Annotated in this window: 14 protein-coding genes; 10 read left to right on the top strand and 4 right to left on the bottom strand. The window is 53.8% G+C overall.

What is annotated here, in order from left to right; genetic code table 11:
• Positions 1 to 31: 31 nt before the first annotated feature.
• The 4 genes from gluQRS to thpR form a co-directional block, all read right to left on the bottom strand.
• The gene (gene gluQRS, locus WHR59_RS19405; RefSeq protein ID WP_181634067.1) at positions 32 to 928 is read right to left on the bottom strand and encodes a tRNA glutamyl-Q(34) synthetase GluQRS; all 897 of its coding nucleotides are present in this window, start codon (positions 926 to 928) and stop codon (positions 32 to 34) included.
• Between the two features lie 70 nt (positions 929 to 998).
• Positions 999 to 1454 carry an RNA polymerase-binding protein DksA gene (dksA, locus tag WHR59_RS19400; RefSeq protein ID WP_003018625.1) on the bottom strand — a complete coding sequence of 152 codons (456 nt, stop codon included), beginning with the start codon at positions 1452 to 1454 and terminating at the stop codon, positions 999 to 1001.
• A gap of 177 nt (positions 1455 to 1631) precedes the next feature.
• Entirely contained in the window at positions 1632 to 2336 is a 705-nt protein-coding gene (gene sfsA, locus WHR59_RS19395; protein WP_338843384.1) for a DNA/RNA nuclease SfsA, read from the bottom strand.
• A 15-nt stretch (positions 2337 to 2351) separates the two neighbouring features.
• A complete protein-coding gene (thpR, locus tag WHR59_RS19390; protein ID WP_043018465.1) occupies positions 2352 to 2882 on the bottom strand; it encodes an RNA 2',3'-cyclic phosphodiesterase in 531 nt (176 codons plus the stop codon).
• A 73-nt stretch (positions 2883 to 2955) separates the two neighbouring features.
• On the opposite strand from thpR, the gene hrpB reads away from it, so the two are divergent.
• From hrpB to fhuD, 10 genes are all read left to right on the top strand, one after another.
• Positions 2956 to 5385 carry an ATP-dependent helicase HrpB gene (hrpB, locus tag WHR59_RS19385; protein ID WP_338843383.1) on the top strand — a complete coding sequence of 810 codons (2430 nt, stop codon included), beginning with the start codon at positions 2956 to 2958 and terminating at the stop codon, positions 5383 to 5385.
• A gap of 136 nt (positions 5386 to 5521) precedes the next feature.
• On the top strand, positions 5522 to 8062 hold the full coding sequence (gene mrcB, locus WHR59_RS19380; protein WP_075145190.1) for a bifunctional glycosyl transferase/transpeptidase: 2541 nt from the start codon (positions 5522 to 5524) through the stop codon (positions 8060 to 8062).
• Between the two features lie 662 nt (positions 8063 to 8724).
• The gene (locus tag WHR59_RS19375; protein WP_075145189.1) at positions 8725 to 9267 is read left to right on the top strand and encodes a fimbrial protein; all 543 of its coding nucleotides are present in this window, start codon (positions 8725 to 8727) and stop codon (positions 9265 to 9267) included.
• Positions 9268 to 9318: 51 nt separating this feature from the next.
• Positions 9319 to 10032 carry a fimbrial biogenesis chaperone gene (locus tag WHR59_RS19370; protein ID WP_080625713.1) on the top strand — a complete coding sequence of 238 codons (714 nt, stop codon included), beginning with the start codon at positions 9319 to 9321 and terminating at the stop codon, positions 10030 to 10032.
• 31 nt (positions 10033 to 10063) lie between these two features.
• Complete coding sequence (locus WHR59_RS19365; RefSeq protein WP_338843382.1) at positions 10064 to 12547, top strand: fimbria/pilus outer membrane usher protein; 2484 nt, start codon at positions 10064 to 10066, stop codon at positions 12545 to 12547.
• A gap of 14 nt (positions 12548 to 12561) precedes the next feature.
• A complete protein-coding gene (locus WHR59_RS19360) occupies positions 12562 to 13557 on the top strand; it encodes a fimbrial protein (RefSeq protein ID WP_080625711.1) in 996 nt (331 codons plus the stop codon).
• An 89-nt stretch (positions 13558 to 13646) separates the two neighbouring features.
• The gene (locus WHR59_RS19355; protein WP_226792369.1) at positions 13647 to 14612 is read left to right on the top strand and encodes a fimbrial protein; all 966 of its coding nucleotides are present in this window, start codon (positions 13647 to 13649) and stop codon (positions 14610 to 14612) included.
• 222 nt (positions 14613 to 14834) lie between these two features.
• Positions 14835 to 17084, top strand: a complete 2250-nt coding sequence (gene fhuA / locus WHR59_RS19350; protein ID WP_213733348.1) for a ferrichrome porin FhuA — start codon at positions 14835 to 14837, stop codon at positions 17082 to 17084.
• Positions 17085 to 17131: 47 nt separating this feature from the next.
• Positions 17132 to 17929, top strand: coding sequence for a Fe3+-hydroxamate ABC transporter ATP-binding protein FhuC (gene fhuC / locus WHR59_RS19345; RefSeq protein WP_213733347.1), 798 nt, complete (start codon positions 17132 to 17134; stop codon positions 17927 to 17929).
• Entirely contained in the window at positions 17929 to 18819 is an 891-nt protein-coding gene (fhuD, locus tag WHR59_RS19340; RefSeq protein ID WP_047406104.1) for a Fe(3+)-hydroxamate ABC transporter substrate-binding protein FhuD, read from the top strand. Before fhuC ends, fhuD begins: the two co-directional genes overlap by 1 nt.
• The last annotated feature ends 13 nt before the right edge of the window (positions 18820 to 18832 follow it).

The following is an 18832-nucleotide window of genomic DNA, read 5'->3' as shown; positions in this document are numbered from 1 at the left end:
TTGCTGTGTAAAAATAGCGGCTAATCATAGCTCAGCATGGCGCATTTGAGAATGGCGGATTTAATATCGCCGATTCTGGCACTGCTTTCAGGCTCCAGTTTTCCACTGCAAACGCCAGGATCTGCTCCACGCGCATCTCCTGCCACGGAAGATCGGCGCGCTGGCCGAGAAAGCACAGCGCGGCGACAATCACCGGACGCGGATCGCCTTTCGGCAATGCAGGTGCATGATTTTGTTTGGAAAGTTTAGCGCCTTGTTCGTTAAGCGCCAGCGGCAGATGAATATAGTCTGGCGCCTGCCAGCCAAACTGCTGATACAACGAAATCTGCCGTACCGTTGGCTCGATAAGATCGGCGCCGCGCACAATCTCGGTTACGCCCTGGAAGTGGTCATCGACGACCACCGCGAGGTTATAGGCAAACAGTCCGTCGCGCCGGTGGATAATAAAATCTTCGCCTGCAAGCTGTGGGTCGGCCTGAATCACGCCGCGCAACTGGTCCGTAAACTGCATTACCGGATGGCGTTGCTTAATGCGAACTGCGGCCTGTTCAGGCCCGTGGCGCAGCTCACGGCAGTGACCATCGTAAATGCCGCCGACGCTTTGAATACGCGCGCGCGTACACGTGCAGTAATAGCTCAGATCCTGCTGATGCAGCCAGGTGAGCGCCTCTCTGTAGGCGTCATGGCGCTGGGATTGCCACAAAATGTCGCCATCCCAGTGCAGTCCGTAATGTTCCAGCTGACGCAGAATCGTATCTGCAGCACCGGGAACTTCACGAGGGGGGTCAATATCTTCAATGCGTACTCGCCAGATTCCGCGCCGGGCACGAGCCTGCAGGTAACTGCCGAGGGCGGCAATCAGTGAACCGAAATGCAGTTCGCCGGAGGGGGAAGGGGCGAAGCGGCCAATATAGTGTGAATCGCTCATTTTGCGGACTAACAAATAATAAGGCGGGAGATGCTCCCGCCTGTAGTAAACGTGGTAAAAATGACCGGAATTAACCTGCCATTTGTTTTTCGCGGATTTCTGCCAGCGTTTTACAGTCGATGCACAGATCGGCTGTCGGACGCGCTTCCAGACGGCGAATACCAATTTCTACGCCGCATGATTCGCAGTAGCCGAAATCTTCGTCTTCCACTTTCTTCAGCGTCTTCTCGATCTTTTTGATCAGTTTGCGCTCACGGTCACGGTTACGCAGCTCAAGGCTGAATTCTTCTTCCTGTGCGGCGCGGTCCACCGGATCAGGGAAGTTAGCCGCTTCGTCTTGCATATGAGATACGGTGCGATCAACTTCATCCCTAAGTTGATTACGCCATGCCTCAAGAATACGCCTGAAGTGCGACAGCTGGGCTTCGTTCATATACTCTTCGCCCGGTTTCTCCTGGTACGGCTCCACCCCAGCGATGGCGAGAATACTCAGGGACGATGTTTTACGGTTTTGCCCTTCTTGCATGTTGCTTCTCCTTAACACGCACTATCGATCCCCATGTTCGGGGGAAAAATCAGGTCGCTATAAATAGCAGATGCTTTTCCGGATAGCAATTATCTAAACGTAACACTTGACAACCCTGTGAGGAAAAGCGTATTTGCCCACGCGCCCAGAATACTAATTAACCAAATGTTTACACCATTACAAGGTAATGGGCAACGGCTCTTTAAGAGTCATACCATGGGCAGAAAGTTCCGCTTTATAAACCAGAATTTCTACCCCCTTAAGCTGTGCTTCAACTAATAATTGCGCATATTTTGCATCGATATGGCGCGCGGGTGAAAACCGTGTAATGGCTGAATGCAGCGCCGCGAAAAATATCACCGCCCGCTTGCCTTCGGCCGCTACGCTCATCAATTCCCGAAGATGTTTCTGACCTCGTTCAGTGATGGCATCGGGAAAATAACCCTGATCTTTTTCCGCCAACGTGACTGATTTCACTTCAATATAGCAGTCTGGTCGGGAATCCGCCTGCAACAAAAAGTCGATGCGGCTCCCTTCGGCGCCGTATTTTACTTCGCTTTTCAAGACGCTGTAGCCTGAAACTTCCGAAATTAACGCCTGCTGAATCGACTCTTTCGTTAATCTATTGGCCCACAGTGTGTTAACACAAATAAATGCCCCTGATTGGGTTTGCGTTAATTCCCAGGTATGTGGATATTTCCGTTTAGTATTTTCTGATGTCGAATACCAGACGGTGTCACCCGGGGTTGCGCATCCGGTCATCGCGCCGGTATTTGGGCAGTGTAGCGTTAACTCAGTGCCATCCGGTGTGATCACATCCGCTAAAAAGCGCTTGTAGCGCTGAATGAGCGTAGCCGGTTGTAAAGGTGGAGAAAATTGCATCAGCAGTCCCTTTAATTATTCAGTCAGCGTCCAGCGTTGCAGCTGTGTGTAACGCGTGCGTCCTCGTGCAAATGAGGAGGAGTAAAGCGCAAATTCCGTGACCGGAAACGACCAGCCAAAGCCCGGTGGGGGGATGGGAACCGCGTGGCCGGCATCGCGCAGCAGCGTGATATGCGGGTGAAACGGCTGCGGGCTTTGGTAGCACCCACTGCGTGCGGCCTGCGCCCGCAGCATATTCGCCAACTGCAGCAACCCGCGCGGCGGCTGACGCATTCCCAGCCACACGACCCTGGATCGCAGCCATTGCCCGGCATCATCGAACTTGAGCGTAAAACCCGGCTGGCGAATACGCCCCGCGAGCTGAGACAGCGCCTGCTGTTTCTCCGCGCTGACATCGCCTAAAAAGGCCAGCGTCAAATGCAGATTATCGGCGGCGACGGGACGACCCGCTTCTGGGGGGAACTGCGCGGCCCGCCAATGGATTAACTGCTCCCGAACCTCGCCTGGCAATTCAATCGCAAAGAACAGCCTTTTTGGCTCAGACATGATGGATACTCGGTTATGAATTAACGCGATGCTACAATGCAGCGCGAAGAATGTTAACCCTCTGGAGCCATTTGTGACGTCGTTGCCCGTTGCCGCCGTAGTGCCTGAACTGCTTACCGCCCTTGATGCCTCGTCGCAGGTTCTGCTGACGGCGCCGACCGGGGCCGGGAAATCGACCTGGCTGCCGTTGCGGCTTCTTGAGCATCGCGGGATCAAGGGACGGATTATTCTGCTGGAGCCGCGCCGTCTGGCGGCGCGCAACGTGGCGCAGCGGTTAGCGGAATTGCTGAATGAAAAGCCGGGCGAGACTGTGGGGTATCGCATGCGCGCGCAAAGCTGCATAGGGCCTCAGACCCGACTGGAGGTGGTAACGGAAGGTGTGCTGACGCGCATGATCCAGCGCGATCCTGAACTGGCGGGCGTTGGGTTAGTGATCCTCGACGAATTTCACGAGCGGAGCCTGCAGGCCGACCTGGCGCTGGCTTTGTTGCTGGACGTACAGCAAGGGCTGCGTGACGATTTAAAACTGTTGATTATGTCTGCCACTCTGGACAACGGGCGTTTGCAGCAGATGTTGCCCGATGCGCCGACGATCGTCTCTGAAGGCCGCGCATTTCCCGTTGAGCGGCGGTTTCAACCGTTAGCGGCGCATCTGCGTTTTGATGAAGCGGTGGCGATAGCAACAGCAGAGCTACTGCGCCATGAAAGCGGGTCGCTGCTGCTGTTTTTACCGGGCGTTGGCGAAATCCTGCGCGTGCAGGAGCAGCTGGCAACGCGAGTAGGCAGCGATGTGGTGCTGTGCCCGCTGTATGGCGCATTGACGCTTGCCGAACAGCGTCAGGCGATTTTGCCCGCGCCGCAAGGTAAGCGCAAAGTGGTGCTGGCGACCAATATTGCCGAAACCAGCTTAACGATTGAAGGTATCCGGCTGGTGGTGGACTGCGCGCAGGAGCGCATGGCGCGCTATGACGCACGTACCGGTTTGACGCGGCTGATTACCCAGCGCATCAGTCAGGCTTCAATGACCCAGCGAGCGGGTCGCGCAGGGCGTCTGGAGCCCGGTATCTGTTTGCATCTGCTTGCTAAAGAGCAGGCGGAAAGAGCGGCGGCGCAGGGAGACGCGGAGATATTACAGAGCGACCTGTCCGGGCTGTTGATGGAGTTGCTGCAATGGGGATGCACTGACCCTGAGCAACTGAACTGGCTGGATGCGCCGCCCACTATCAACCTGCAGGCGGCAAAACGGCTGCTGGAGATGCTGGGCGCGCTTGCAGGCGACAGGCTCAGCGCCACGGGGCAGAAAATGGCGGCGTTGGGTAACGACCCCCGTTTAGCGGCTATGCTGGTTAGCGCCAACAATGACGATGAAGCGGCAACGGCGGCGAAACTGGCTGCGATTCTGGAAGAGCCGCCGCGCGGCGGCAGTACCGATCTGGCTGTGGCGTTTTCACGAAATCAGCCTGCCTGGCAGCAGCGCAGTCAACAATTGCTGAAACGGCTTAACGTTCGCAACGGACAGCCCGACAGCGCGCTGCTCCCCTCATTGCTGGCGCAGGCGTTTGCCGATCGGATCGCGCGTAGACGCGGGCAGGAAGGGCGCTATCAACTGGCCAACGGTATGGGGGCAATGCTGGATGCTGATGACGCCTCAGGACGCCATGAATGGCTGATAGCACCGTTGTTACTGCAGGGCAGCGCTTCGCCGGATGCGCGTATTCTGCTGGCCTTGCCGCTGGATATCGAGGCGTTGATGCAGGCATGTCCTGAACTGCTGCAACAGTCCGACACCATCGAATGGGATGAGACTCAAGGAACGTTAAAGGCATTACGTCGGTCACGCATTGGTCAGCTAACGGTAAAAGTACAGCCGCTGGCCAAACCCTCGGAAGAGGAGTTGCACCAGGCGATGTTGAACGGCATTCGCGATAAAGGACTCAGTGTGCTCAACTGGACGCCGGAAGCCGAGCAGTTTCGCCTGCGTCTGCAATGCGCGGCAAACTGGTTGCCAGAGTATGACTGGCCCGCGGTAGATGAGGACTCTCTGCTGGCGTCGCTGGAGAGCTGGCTGCTGCCGCACATGAGCGGTGTGCACTCGTTACGCGCGTTAAAAGCGCTAAATGTGGCTCAGGCGTTGCGCGGTTTGCTGGATTGGTCAATGCTGCAACGTCTGGATAGTGAACTGCCGGCGCATTACACTGTGCCGACGGGAAGCCGGATCGCCATTCGCTATCATGAGGATAATCCTCCGGTACTGGCGGTGCGGATGCAGGAAATGTTTGGTGAAGCGAAGACCCCAACCATCGCCCAGGGACGCATACCGTTGGTGCTGGAACTGCTGTCTCCTGCCCAGCGACCGCTACAGGTGACCAGTGATTTGAGCGCGTTCTGGCAGGGATCGTACCGCGAGGTGCAAAAAGAGATGAAAGGGCGCTATCCCAAACATGTCTGGCCGGACGATCCGGCGAATACCGCGCCAACGCGGCGCACCAAAAAGTATTCGTAATGAAACGGTAGGCCGGATAAGGCGTTTATGCCGCATCCGGCGAAAGAGCGGTAATAATTGAGAGATTTCTTCTTCTGTCGCAGGACGGAAGAACAGAGAATCGGGCCCTTGCGCCTGAATGTTGCGGAGAAAAAGCATGGCGGGGAATGACCGCGAGCCAATTGGACGTAAAGGGAAACCATCGCGTCCGGTGAAACAAAAGGTGAGCCGTCGTCAACTCAGAGATGAAGAGTATGACGACGATTATGATGATGATGACTATGAGGATGAAGAACCGATGCCGCGTAAGGGTAAGGGCAAAGGGCGTAAGCCTCGTGGTAAGCGCGGCTGGTTCTGGCTGCTGGTAAAACTGTCGATTGTCTTTTTGGTGCTGATCGCCATTTACGGCGTGTATCTGGACCAAAAAATCCGTAGCCGTATTGATGGCAAAGTCTGGCAGCTTCCTGCGGCGGTATATGGCCGTATGGTTAACCTTGAGCCAGAAATGCCTATCGGTAAGAACGAGATGGTGAAGCTGCTGGAGGCCACGCAGTATCGTCAGGTGACGAAGATGACGCGTCCGGGCGAATTTACCGTGCAGGCGAAGAGCATCGAGATGATTCGTCGTCCGTTTGACTTCCCGGACAGCAAAGAAGGGCAGGTGCGCGCGCGTCTGACCTTTGACGGCGATCATCTGGACACCATCGAGAATATGGATAACAACCGCCAGTTCGGTTTCTTCCGTCTCGATCCGCGTCTGATCACCATGCTTTCTTCGCCTAACGGCGAGCAGCGCCTGTTTGTTCCGCGTAGCGGCTTCCCGGATCTGCTGGTGGATACGCTGCTGGCGACCGAAGACCGTCACTTCTATGAACATGACGGTATCAGCCTCTATTCCATTGGTCGTGCGGTGCTGGCGAACCTGACGGCGGGTCGTACGGTACAGGGTGCCAGTACGCTGACTCAGCAGTTGGTGAAAAACCTGTTCCTCTCCAGCGAACGCTCTTACTGGCGTAAAGCCAACGAAGCCTATATGGCGCTGATTATGGACGCGCGTTACAGCAAAGATCGCATTCTTGAGCTGTACATGAACGAAGTCTATCTCGGTCAAAGCGGTGATAATGAGATCCGCGGCTTCCCGCTGGCGAGCCTCTATTATTTCGGTCGTCCGGTGGAAGAACTGAGTCTCGACCAGCAGGCGCTGCTGGTAGGGATGGTTAAAGGGGCGTCGATCTACAACCCATGGCGTAACCCGAAGCTGGCGCTGGAGCGTCGTAACCTGGTTCTGCGTTTGCTGCAACAGCAGCAGATTATCGACCAGGATCTGTATGACATGCTTAGCGCGCGTCCATTAGGCGTACAGCCGCGTGGTGGGGTGATCTCCCCGCAGCCTGCGTTTATGCAGATGGTGCGTCAGGAGCTACAGGCGAAGCTGGGCGATAAAGTTAAAGATCTCTCCGGCGTGAAAATCTTCACCACCTTTGATTCCGTGGCGCAGGACGCCGCAGAAAAAGCGGCGGTGGAAGGTATTCCGGTGCTGAAGAAACAGCGTAAGCTGAGCGATCTGGAAACGGCGATTGTGGTGGTTGACCGCTTTAGCGGTGAAGTTCGCGCCATGGTCGGCGGAGCAGAACCGCAGTTTGCGGGCTATAACCGTGCGATGCAGGCGCGTCGTTCGATTGGCTCTCTGGCCAAGCCTGCGACCTATCTGACCGCACTCAGTCAGCCGAAGCTGTACCGTCTCAATACCTGGATTGCCGATGCGCCGATTGCGCTGCGTCAGCCGAACGGCCAGGTGTGGTCGCCGCAGAACGATGACCGTCGCTATAGCGAAAGCGGAAAAGTGATGCTGGTGGATGCGTTAACGCGCTCGATGAACGTGCCAACGGTAAATCTGGGGATGGCGCTGGGCCTGCCTGCTGTGACCGACACCTGGCTGAAGCTGGGCGCGCCGAAAGATCAGCTTAACCCGGTTCCGGCCATGCTGCTTGGAGCGTTGAACCTGACGCCAATCGAAGTAGCACAGGCGTTCCAGACTATCGCCAGTGGCGGGAACCGCGCGCCGCTGTCAGCGCTGCGTTCGGTGATTGCTGAAGATGGTACGGTGTTGTACCAGAGCTTCCCGCAGGCCGAGCGCGCCGTTCCGGCGCAGGCGGCGTATATGACGCTGTGGACCATGCAGCAGGTGGTTCAGCGTGGTACGGGTCGCCAGCTTGGCGCGAAGTATCCAGGGCTGCATCTGGCAGGGAAAACCGGGACCACCAACAACAACGTGGATACCTGGTTTGCCGGGATTGACGGCAGCCAGGTGACCATTACCTGGGTTGGCCGTGATAACAACCAGCCAACCAAGCTGTACGGCGCCAGCGGCGCGATGTCGATTTATCAGCGTTATCTGGCGAACCAGACGCCGACACCGCTGGTGCTGACGCCGCCGGAAGATGTGGTAGATATGGGCGTGGACTACGACGGCAACTTCGTATGTAGCGGCGGGATGCGTACGCTCCCGGTGTGGACCACCGATCCGGATTCACTGTGTCAGCAGGGTGAAATGCAGCAGCAGTCGGGGAATCCGTTCGATCAGTCAACGCCGCAGCAGCAGCCACAACAGCAGCAACAGCAACAACCGCCGCAGCAGGAGAAGAAAGATAGCGACGGTGTCGCTGGCTGGATTAAGGACATGTTCGGCAGTAACTGATTTTGGTTTTAACTGTTCTTCCCCCGCATCGGCACAGGCCGGTGTGGGGGACTTCCCCCACGCGTTGCTGGCACCTTTCCCTCTCTTTTCATTTTCTCTCTGCGTGCTGAATGTCTGCGCTTGCCTTCGCGTATGCGACTAATTTGCTGTAGATCACATTTCTTTGTTAATTGCCGCAGTAAGTAAAATTGATCTGCTGTGGTATTTGTAGCCCGCACTTGGGCTGTTAATTATAGACTCAATATATTACTTTTTTGTATATATTCGGTATTGACTAATTTTACTCGCATTTTTGTGCTGGTTTTTTCGCTATTCTTATTTTTTTGGGATCATAAGGTGGTATTTAATATTCCCTTGTTGAATTGATTAAAGTCTTCTTAATTCAAATTTAAGAAAATATTGTGTCTATTCTTATCGTTATGAATTTAAAGGAATAGTCAGCGTTCGGCATCATCTTTGGTGAATATGTTAGTTCGCTTTTATAGGTTATGAACCGTAGAATAGATCACGCAAAGGAATGTTTTGGATTGAATGAGTCGATAAAGATATATTATATATCAAGTGATGTTGTTGCATCCGTATCTACAGCCAGTCTTAAGTTCCTTTCGTTAAAATTGCTTTTTTCTTTGTTACTTTTTGTGAGCATATGTAAGGAATACGTTATGTGCAAAAAAATTCTCACCTCGTTGTTTGTAAGCAGTGTGCTGGCGGGTGCCGCAATGCCTGTATTAGCCGTTGATACGGGAACCGTAACCTTTAACGGAAAAATTATTCCTGATAGCTGCGTAGTGGATGTTAACGGTACAACGACAAACGGTACGGTGACGTTTAATAATCTTTCACAAACCGCATTTGGCGCAGATAAGAAAGTGGGGGATTCACAATCTTTTGCTATCACGCTGACGGAATGTGATGCCGCGATTGCCAACCTCAATATCAAATTTGATGGTACGCGTATCGCCGGATATAACGAGGAAGTATTGCAACCGACGGGAACCGCGACGAACCTCGGCGTGCGTATGTTGCCGGAAGGCAGCAGTAATTACGTAAAATTTGATGGCTCAGATCCTGATGCGTCTTTGAATAAAGCCAATGGCGACAGCGTAGTGTTCAATTATAAAGCTGAAGTTATTCAGGTTGGCAGCACGGTACCGACCACAGGTGATTATACCGCGCAAGCGACTTATACCCTGATTTATCGTTAATTGTCATACAACCTGGCCCAGGCTGGGCCAGTATTTCAATGGAATGGAAAAATGAAACGACTCATTACCACATTAGCCCTGGTGTTAGCTACTGGCATTAATATTGCTCATGCTGGCGTAGTGGTTGGCGGAACGCGAATTATTTATCCTGCCAACCAGTCTGAAGTACAGGTAACATTAAAAAATAAAGATAATGATAAACGTTATCTGGTGCATAGTTGGGTCAGTAATATTGATGACAGTAAAGCGCCATTTATTATTACCCCACCGATTTATAAACTGGATGAAAATCGCCAGACGCTGCTGCACGTAGTTTATACCGGTAATAAAACGGCCTTGCCGCAGGACCGTGAGTCGCTGTTTATGGCGAATATAAAATCTGTTTCTGCGATCCCGGAAGAATTACGCGATAACAACACGCTGCAATTTGCTATTAAGACCAAATTAAAGCTGTTCTATCGCCCGGCTTCGCTGAAAGAAAGTGAGGCGAAAACGGCCTGGCAGTCATTGCAGTTTAGCCGCAGCCAAAACCAGTTAGTGGTGAAAAACCCTACGCCATTCTATGTCACCTTTGGACAGCTAAAAGTCGCGGGAACAGAGATTAAAGCAGCATCAGAGCAAAACTCTCCCTCGGCATTAACCATGATGGTCGCGCCGTTTGCTGAGCAGCGTTTTCCGTTGCCATCGGCAGTAAAAGGTAACGTTGTCTGGACCGCAATTAATGATTACGGATCAGAAACCGGACAGCGGAAACAGTCGCTGTAAATGAGCTATCGATTTCTTACGGGTGGCGTTTATGTCTTCTCATCGTACTGTCCGGCTTTTTGCACTCAATACGCTGACATTCGCGATATTAACGGCGAGTGGTTCCGTTTGCGCTGACGATTATTTCAATCTCAACGCGCTGGAAACGGGGACGCCGCTGGAGAATACCGGCGCGCTTGAAGCCTATTTACGCCATAACGGATTATCTCCCGGGCGGTATTTAACGTCCATTGTCTGGGATCAGGATCGCATCGATAAACGAAATTTAAATTACCTCCTTTCAAAAGATAACAGCAAACTGATTCCGCAATTCACCAAAGCGGAACTGCGCGAATTAGGCGTCAAAGTCGATACCGTCCCGGCATTAAATAATATTAATGAAGATACGCTGCTGGGCGATATTAGTGAATATATTGCTGATGCGCGCTATGACTTCAGCCCGGAAACTCAGGTGCTGCAATTACGTATTCCGCAAATCTACCGCGACAAACAAATTTCGGGCGAAAGCAATCCTGCTTCCTGGGACGATGGCATTCCGGCGCTGTGGACCAGCTACTATGTTTCGGGTTCGCATCAGCAGTCGAATGGGGACAACAATACCTCTAACTGGGCCAGTCTCAATTCGGGTATGAACATCGGCCCATGGCGGGTGCGCAATTCCAGCAACTGGGGGAATGACAGCGGCTGGCAATCTATAAGCACAACGCTGGAGCGTGATATCAAACGCCTGCGCAGCCAGCTTCAGCTTGGGCAAACCTACACCAACGGCGAACTGTTCGACAGCGTACAAATGACCGGGGTGAAGCTGGAGACCGATACCAGCATGCTGCCCAGCGGATTACAGGGGTTCGCCCCGGTGGTGCGCGGCATCGCCAACAGCGATGCCAAAGTGACCATCAAACAAAACGGTTACACCATCTACCAGACCAACGTCTCGCCCGGGCCGTTTGAAATCCGTGATTTAACTCAGGTCACGGCAGGGGCGGATCTGGAAGTCACCGTCACGGAGGCCGACGGTACGGAGCGCAGCTTTATCCAGGCCAGCTCCTCGGTGCCGATTATGCAGCGCGAAGGCGCGCTGAAGTACAGCCTGGCGGCAGGAAAATATCGCGATGTGGATAACGGCGAGGAGCCGGAATTCGGCCAGGCGACGGCCATTTACGGCTTACCTTACGGGATTACCGCCTACGGCGGTCTGCAGGGTGCGTCGATGTATCATGCCGGGCTGGTCGGCATCGGGGCCGATTTACGCGATTTTGGTTCCGTGTCGATGGATTTGACGGCCGCCAGAACCGCGTTTGACGACGGTCGCGCAGATGCGAACGGCCAGTCGTGGCGCGCGCAGTACGCAAAAGATTTTCCGCTGACCAATACCACGGTCACGCTGGCCAGCTATCGTTATTCCACCTCCGGGTTTTATACCTTTCAGGAGGCGCTCGATCAGCGCAATAACACCTATGATGACGACAGCATTTACAGCTATCGCAATGCTTTTAACCGCCGGAGCCGCTTACAGCTAAACCTTTCACAGTCGTTACATAGCTGGGGGTCGGTATATGCCAACGCCTATCAGCAGGACTACTGGGGAATGGAAGGCCATGAGCGCAGCGTCAGTTTGGGTTACAGCAGTAGCTGGCAGGGCGTTAACTGGTCGCTGAACTACAGCCTGACGAAAACGCCTTCAACCGATAACGACCAGCAGGTTTCGATTTCGATTAACGTTCCGCTCTCGCGCTGGCTGGCGAACTCCTGGGGCACCTACAACCTGACCAGTTCGAAAAAAGGTAACACCTCGCACCAGGCGGGCGTTAGCGGCACGCTGCTGGAAAACAACAACTTAAATTACAATCTTCAGCAGACCTACACCGATAACAACGTGGGCTACGGCGCCTATCTCTCCTCGCGCTATCGGGCCTCGGTGGGGGAATTCAGCGCGAATTACAGCTATCAACAAGACAGCAAGCAGTGGGGCTATAGCGCGCAGGGATCCGTGGTCGCGCACTCGCAGGGAATCACGCTGGGACAATCAATCCAGGACGCTTTTGCGGTGGTACATATCGCCGATGGCGATAACGTCAAAATCCAGAATTCACAAGGGGTGTATACCGACCGTTGGGGCAATGCCATTGTGCCGACCTTAACCAACTATCGGCGCAATACCATCACCGTGAATACCCAGGGGCGCGATGATTTAGATATTCAGGATGCGTCTCTGGACGTGATTCCGACGAAAGGTGCGGTGGTGGCGGCTGACTTTACCGCGCGCGCGGGTAAACGCGCCTTGCTGACGTTGCGATATGGCCAGGGCGTAGTGCCTTTTGGGGCCGTGCTGAGTATGGACGGCGCGACGTCAATCGTAGGCGATGCCGGTGAAGTGTATGTCACCGGGTTAAAAGGGACGCAGCGTGTGACCGCACAATGGGGCGATACGGCGCAGCAGCGCTGCTCGGCGGAGGTGACGGTTCCGGCACAACCGGAACCGGGTATTTTTACCGCAACGCTCAACTGCCATTGATAAAAGGAGGCAATATGCAAAGGATGATAAAACGCGGGTGTCAGGTGGTGGTATGCGGTGGATTGTTGATGTGCTACCAGACGGCAAGCGCCAGTTGTTCAATTTTAAATGGTAAGGAACCTTCGACTGCGGTAATCACGCTGCCAGCATTAGTGGTGAATGCCGATGCCGAACCGGGAACCGTGCTCTACTCGCAAGAGTCATTAGGGGATGCGATTTCTGTTTCATGTACCAGCGATGGAGAGATCAAGACGGGCTACACCTTTTTAACCGCCAGCGATGAGCGTACCGATAATCCATTGTCCCGGGTTTATCAGACCAACGTTCCCGGGATTGGCGTACGCATGGCGTGGGTTAAAGACATCCAGGCGATAACGCCAGGCTCGTTGGTAACACCGATGCATACTGGGTCATCCCGAACCGAACCGAAGAGTATTTATGCAATGGACTCACACGCTGAGGCACAGTTTGTCGTGACCGGAGAAGTGAGCTCAGGGGACATTGATACTTCACAGTTAAGTGCTGACTGGATCTACGACGGCGTTACTGTGGCGAGGATCAGAGTTTCACCGACTACCGTAATCGTTCAGTCAAACAGCTGTAACCTGGTTGAAAAGAATGTTCTGGCGCCGCTCTCTACGATTGTCGCCAGCGAACTGGCTAATGGCGTGTCCAGAACGGTGTCCGATGACAGCTTTAAAATTCAGCTTAATAATTGCAGCGCGGGCATCCAGGTTGACTATCAGTTCACTACCGCGGGTTCGACCGGCGTCACGGATGGCAATATCCTGAATATTGCTACGGGCGATCACGCTGCTGACGGGGTCGGCATTCAAATTATGGACAGTAACGACAACGTGCTGCAGTTTGATCGCAACTATACGGCGGTCGCGCAAACGACACAGGATCAGTCGGTGACCATTCCACTTAAGGCGCGCTATATCAAAACGGGTAACGTGAAGGCGGGTCAGGTTGATGCGGTGGCGACGTTTGCCGTTTATTACCGGTAATCCACTGGGGAACGCGCCCAGGGATGTTGTTTAGCAAACAGGGAAGTTAACCAATGAGTAAAGGGAAAAAGGGATTTTCCAGGCTCTTCATGATGTTGGTTTTAGCCTTGGTGAGCGTCTGTTTTCAGCAGGCCAGAGCGGACTGCTCGTTTACCAATCCGAATGCGAATCCAACGATTACGTTTACCATGCCCGCGCAGATTGTGATTGACTCCGATGCCGCCGTAGGAACCATTGTCTATTCCGGAGAAACGGTCGGAGAATCACACGGATTGACCTGTAATACAGATGTACAGGTTCGCGAAGGTTACACGGTATTAACCGATGCCGATTACTCGGGAGTGTTAAGCGGCGTTTATAAAACCACGGTGCCGGGCATCGGGGTTCGCGCCGCCCGCGCGGAAAATAAAACCGCCACCTTTACCGACGATAACATTATTACTCCCTGGCATTATCTGGGGATGACGGGCAACTGGGTCTCGTATGATTCAACTTATCATGTCGGCGTTCAGTTAGTGGTTATCGGGACGGTCCAGTCTGGCACGCTGGATACCAGTAAATTTAACGCCGATTATCAAATGGGAAGTTTAACCGTAGCGAAATTACGCTTTGCGCCTGCCACGGTTGATGTGATTGCTAATACCTGCAATCTGAAAAGCAAAAATATCAATGTGTTGCTGGATACGGTGACAGCCGGTGGGTTATCTCAGGGATATTCATCCGTGCTCACCGATGACAGCTTTAAAATTGAAGTCGCCAATTGTACTGCCGGAACGCACATTGATTATAAGTTTACCAGCGCCGGTTCAACCGGTGTTACCGACGGCAATATTCTGAACATTGCCCGCGGAGAAGGGGCCGCCAGCGGCGTCGGGATCCAGATCCTCGACAAAGACAATCATGTGCTGAATTTTGATCAGGAATATACGGGGATCGAAAGCGCGACCGGGCAGGGAACAGAGGCGATCCCGCTGAAAGCGCGATACGCTAAAACCGGAACGGTGAAGGGGGGCCAGGTCGATGCGGTGGCTACCTTTGAAGTGTATTACCGCTAATGTGGATCTATGCAGACGCGATACCCCTACGGGGTTCTTTTTGAGCCCTAACATTTCAGCCTAATTTATTAACCCTTTCTTTTCATCTGGTTATTTCTTAACCCCTCAGTTTTAGTAGGGACGCGTATTGCTTGCTATCTCGCCAGAGTTTCGAATATTATGCTGCCGTTATAATAATAATTCTCGTTTACGTTATCATTCACTTTCATCAGAGAAATACCAATGGCGCGTCTTAAAACTGCTCAGCCAAGTTCATCGCTGCGTAAAATCGCAGTAGTGGTAGCCACAGCGGTTAGCGGCATGTCTGTCTATGCACAGGCGGCGGTTGACCCGAAAGAAGAAACCATCACCGTAACTGCTGCACCTGCCCCGCAGGAAAGCGCATGGGGACCAGCGGCAACCATCGCTGCACGACAGTCTGCTACGGCGACCAAAACCGATACTCCGATTCAAAAAGTTCCTCAGTCTATTTCCGTGGTCACCGCCGAAGAGATGGCGTTGCATCAGCCGAAATCGGTTAAAGAGGCGCTCAGCTACACCCCTGGCGTTGCCGTGGGTACGCGTGGTGCGTCCAATACCTATGACTATCTGATTATTCGCGGATTTGCCGCCGACGGCCAAAGTCAGAATAACTATCTGAATGGCCTGAAGATGCAGGGTAACTTCTATAACGATGCGGTAATCGACCCCTATATGCTGGAACGCGCTGAAGTGATGCGCGGTCCGGTTTCCGTTCTTTACGGAAAGAGCAACCCTGGCGGGTTGTTGAACATGGTCAGCAAGCGTCCGACGACGGAGCCGCTGAAAGAAGTTCAGTTCAAAATGGGCACCGACAGCCTGTTCCAGACCGGTTTCGACTTCAGCGATGCGCTGGATGACGATGGCGTGTACTCATACCGCCTGACCGGCCTGGCGCGTTCTGCGAATGCGCAGCAGCAGGGTGCGGAAGAACAACGCTACGCCATCGCGCCATCGTTCTCATGGCGTCCGGATGATAAGACAAACTTCACCTTCCTCTCCTACTTCCAGAACGAGCCGGAAACCGGCTATTACGGCTGGTTGCCGAAAGAGGGGACCGTATCTAAGCTGCCAAACGGTTCACGTCTGCCTACCGATTTCAACGAAGGTGCGAACAACAATACCTATTCTCGTAACGAGAAGATGGTGGGCTACAGCTTCGATCACGAATTTAACGATACCTTTACCGTGCGTCAGAACCTGCGTTATGCGCAAAACAAGGTTTCGCAGAATAGCGTGTATGGCTACGGCATGTGCTCCGATCCGCTCTATACAAAGGATCCGGCCAACAGTCCTTGCGCCAGCGTTCCTCAGGCCGATTGGGATCACACGCTAACTCGTCAGTACGTTGACGATAATGAAAAATTGCAGAATTTCTCTGTTGATACCCAGTTACAGAGCAAATTCGCTACCGGTTCCCTGGATCACACGCTGCTGACCGGCGTTGACTATATGCGTATGCGTAACGATATCAACTCCTGGTTCGGTTGGGCTGGTTCGGTTGCGCCGTCTGATATCTATAACATTGACCGTAGCGACTTTGATTTTGGAGCGCATAATGGGCCAGGCGCACCTTATCGCGTTCTGAATAAACAGGAACAAACGGGCCTGTACGCTCAGGATCAGATGCAGTGGGATAAGGTGCTGGTCACTCTGGGCGGTCGTTACGACTGGGCTAAACAGGACTCCCTGAACCGCGTTTCTGGCGTGCAGGATTCCCGTGATGATAAGCAATTCACTTGGCGTGGCGGTGTTAACTACCTGTTCGACAACGGTGTGACCCCGTATTTCAGCTACAGCGAGTCGTTTGAACCTGCTTCTCAGGTCGGGGAAAGCGGCAACATCTTTGCGCCATCTAAAGGTAAGCAGTACGAAGCTGGCGTGAAGTACGTGCCGAGCGATCGTCCGATCGTGATCACTGGTGCCGTTTACCAGTTGACCAAAACCAACAACCTGATGGCCGACCCGAATGGATCGTTCTGGTCAGTTGAAGGCGGTGAAATTCGTTCACGCGGTGTGGAAATCGAAGCGAAAGCGGCGCTGTCTGCCAGCGTCAACGTAGTGGGTTCTTATACCTACACCGACGCGGAATACACTACCGACACCACCTACAAAGGCAACACGCCTGCTCAGGTGCCAAAACATATGGCATCACTGTGGGGAGATTACACCCTCTATGACGGCGCGCTTTCCGGGCTGACGTTGGGTACGGGTGTTCGTTATACTGGCTCCAGCTATGGCGATCCGGCAAACTCCTTTAAAGTGGGGAGCTATACGCTGGTGGATGCGTTAGTACGTTACGATCTGGCGCGCGTCGGCATGGCGGGCTCCAACGTGGCGCTGCATGTGAACAACCTGTTTGACCGTGAATACGTCGCCAGCTGCTTCAATACCTATGGCTGCTTCTGGGGCGCAGAACGTCAGGTCGTTGCAACCGCAACCTTCCGTTTCTAATTTCTTTTTGGGCACGCTTTGCGTGCCCGTTTTACAAGTTGGCTGCTATGCAGGAAAACAGATCCCATCCCGACACCACTTTTGCGTTGCGTAATGTCTCCTTTCGTGTGCCTGGCCGCACGCTTTTGCATCCTCTCTCATTAACTTTTCCTGTGGGAAAAGTGACCGGTCTTATCGGCCACAACGGTTCCGGAAAATCGACGTTATTGAAAATGCTGGGACGTCATCAGCCGCCGTCAGAAGGTGAAATCCTGCTCGACGAACAGCCGCTGGAGAACTGGAGCAGTAAAGCGTTTGCCCGCAAGGTCGCCTATCTGCCGCAGCAGCTGCCGCAGGCCGAAGGGATGACGGTGCGCGAACTGGTGGCGATTGGCCGCTATCCGTGGCACGGGGCGCTGGGACGTTTTGGCGTTGCCGACAGAGAGAAAGTAGAAGAAGCGATTTCGCTGGTCGGCTTAAAACCGCTGGCGCACCGTTTGGTTGATAGTCTGTCCGGCGGAGAACGTCAGCGCGCGTGGATTGCCATGCTGGTTGCGCAGGACAGCCGCTGTCTGCTGCTTGATGAACCGACTTCCGCGCTGGATATCGCCCATCAGGTTGACGTACTGGCGCTGGTGCATAGCTTAAGCCAGCAGCGCGGGCTGACGGTGATTGCGGTGCTGCATGATATCAACATGGCGGCCCGCTACTGTGATTACTTAGTTGCGCTGCGCGGCGGAGAAATGATTGCGCAAGGGACGCCTGCTGAACTGATGCGCAGTGAAACTCTGGAACAGATTTACGGTATCCCGATGGGCATTTTGCCGCATCCGGCCGGTGCCGCACCCGTGAGTTTTGTCTATTAATGATTGAATTACATCATATTACCCGTCGGCGCTTGCTTACGGCGATGGCGCTGTCGCCGCTGCTGTGGCAGATGAAGACGGCGCACGCCGCGGCGGTTGATCCACAGCGCATTGTGGCGCTGGAATGGCTGCCGGTAGAGCTATTGCTGGCGCTGGGTATTACGCCGTATGGCATTGCCGATATCCCTAACTACAAGCTGTGGGTCAATGAGCCCCCGCTGCCGGACTCGGTGATTGATGTCGGGCTACGCACGGAACCCAATCTCGAACTGCTGACCGAAATGAAACCCTCGTTTTTGCTCTGGTCGGCAGGCTATGGTCCTTCTCCCGAAAAGCTGGCGCGGATTGCGCCTGGCCGGGGATTTAACTTCAGCGACGGCAAAAAACCGCTGGCGGTTGCGCGACAATCGCTGCAGGAAATGGCGCAATTGTTCAATCTGCAGGCCTCTGCTGAACGCCATCTGACCGAGTACGATCGTTTTATCGCCAGTCTGAAGCCGCGCTTCATTCAACGCGGCGCGCGCCCTGTACTTCTCACTTCCCTGCTTGATTCGCGACATATGCTGGTGTTTGGCCCAAATAGCCTGTTCCAGGACGTGCTGGACGATTATGGGATCCCCAACGCCTGGCAGGGAGAGACAAACTTTTGGGGCAGCACTGCCGTGAGTATTGACCGTCTGGCTGCCTTTCAGGATGTTGATGTATTGTGCTTTGACCACGGCAACGATAAAGAGATGGCTGCATTGATGTCTACGCCGTTGTGGCAAGCGATGCCGTTTGTCCGTAGCGGACGTTTTCAGCGCGTGCCGGCCGTCTGGTTCTATGGCGCAACGCTCTCGGCAATGCATTTTGCCCGTATTCTGGATAATGCGCTGGGAGGCAAAGCGTGAGCAGGAAATTTGA

Source organism: Citrobacter europaeus, assembly GCF_037482245.1.
Taxonomy (GTDB): domain Bacteria; phylum Pseudomonadota; class Gammaproteobacteria; order Enterobacterales; family Enterobacteriaceae; genus Citrobacter; species Citrobacter europaeus.
The sequence above is the reverse complement of the archived record's forward strand: the minus strand, read 5'-3'. Positions and strand labels throughout refer to the sequence as shown.

Bases quoted from the DNA above. Each gene is read 5' to 3' on its own strand.
- fhuA (WP_213733348.1), top strand. From the start codon at position 14,835: ATGGCGCGTCTTAAAACTGCTCAGCCAAGTTCATCGCTGCGTAAAATC.
- WHR59_RS19370 (WP_080625713.1), top strand. From the start codon at position 9,319: ATGAAACGACTCATTACCACATTAGCCCTGGTGTTAGCTACTGGCATT.
- thpR (WP_043018465.1), bottom strand. From the start codon at position 2,882: ATGTCTGAGCCAAAAAGGCTGTTCTTTGCGATTGAATTGCCAGGCGAG.
- sfsA (WP_338843384.1), bottom strand. From the start codon at position 2,336: ATGCAATTTTCTCCACCTTTACAACCGGCTACGCTCATTCAGCGCTAC.
- gluQRS (WP_181634067.1), bottom strand. From the start codon at position 928: ATGAGCGATTCACACTATATTGGCCGCTTCGCCCCTTCCCCCTCCGGC.
- mrcB (WP_075145190.1), top strand. From the start codon at position 5,522: ATGGCGGGGAATGACCGCGAGCCAATTGGACGTAAAGGGAAACCATCG.
- dksA (WP_003018625.1), bottom strand. From the start codon at position 1,454: ATGCAAGAAGGGCAAAACCGTAAAACATCGTCCCTGAGTATTCTCGCC.
- WHR59_RS19375 (WP_075145189.1), top strand. From the start codon at position 8,725: ATGTGCAAAAAAATTCTCACCTCGTTGTTTGTAAGCAGTGTGCTGGCG.
- WHR59_RS19365 (WP_338843382.1), top strand. From the start codon at position 10,064: ATGTCTTCTCATCGTACTGTCCGGCTTTTTGCACTCAATACGCTGACA.
- WHR59_RS19355 (WP_226792369.1), top strand. From the start codon at position 13,647: ATGATGTTGGTTTTAGCCTTGGTGAGCGTCTGTTTTCAGCAGGCCAGA.
- fhuC (WP_213733347.1), top strand. From the start codon at position 17,132: ATGCAGGAAAACAGATCCCATCCCGACACCACTTTTGCGTTGCGTAAT.
- WHR59_RS19360 (WP_080625711.1), top strand. From the start codon at position 12,562: ATGCAAAGGATGATAAAACGCGGGTGTCAGGTGGTGGTATGCGGTGGA.
- fhuD (WP_047406104.1), top strand. From the start codon at position 17,929: ATGATTGAATTACATCATATTACCCGTCGGCGCTTGCTTACGGCGATG.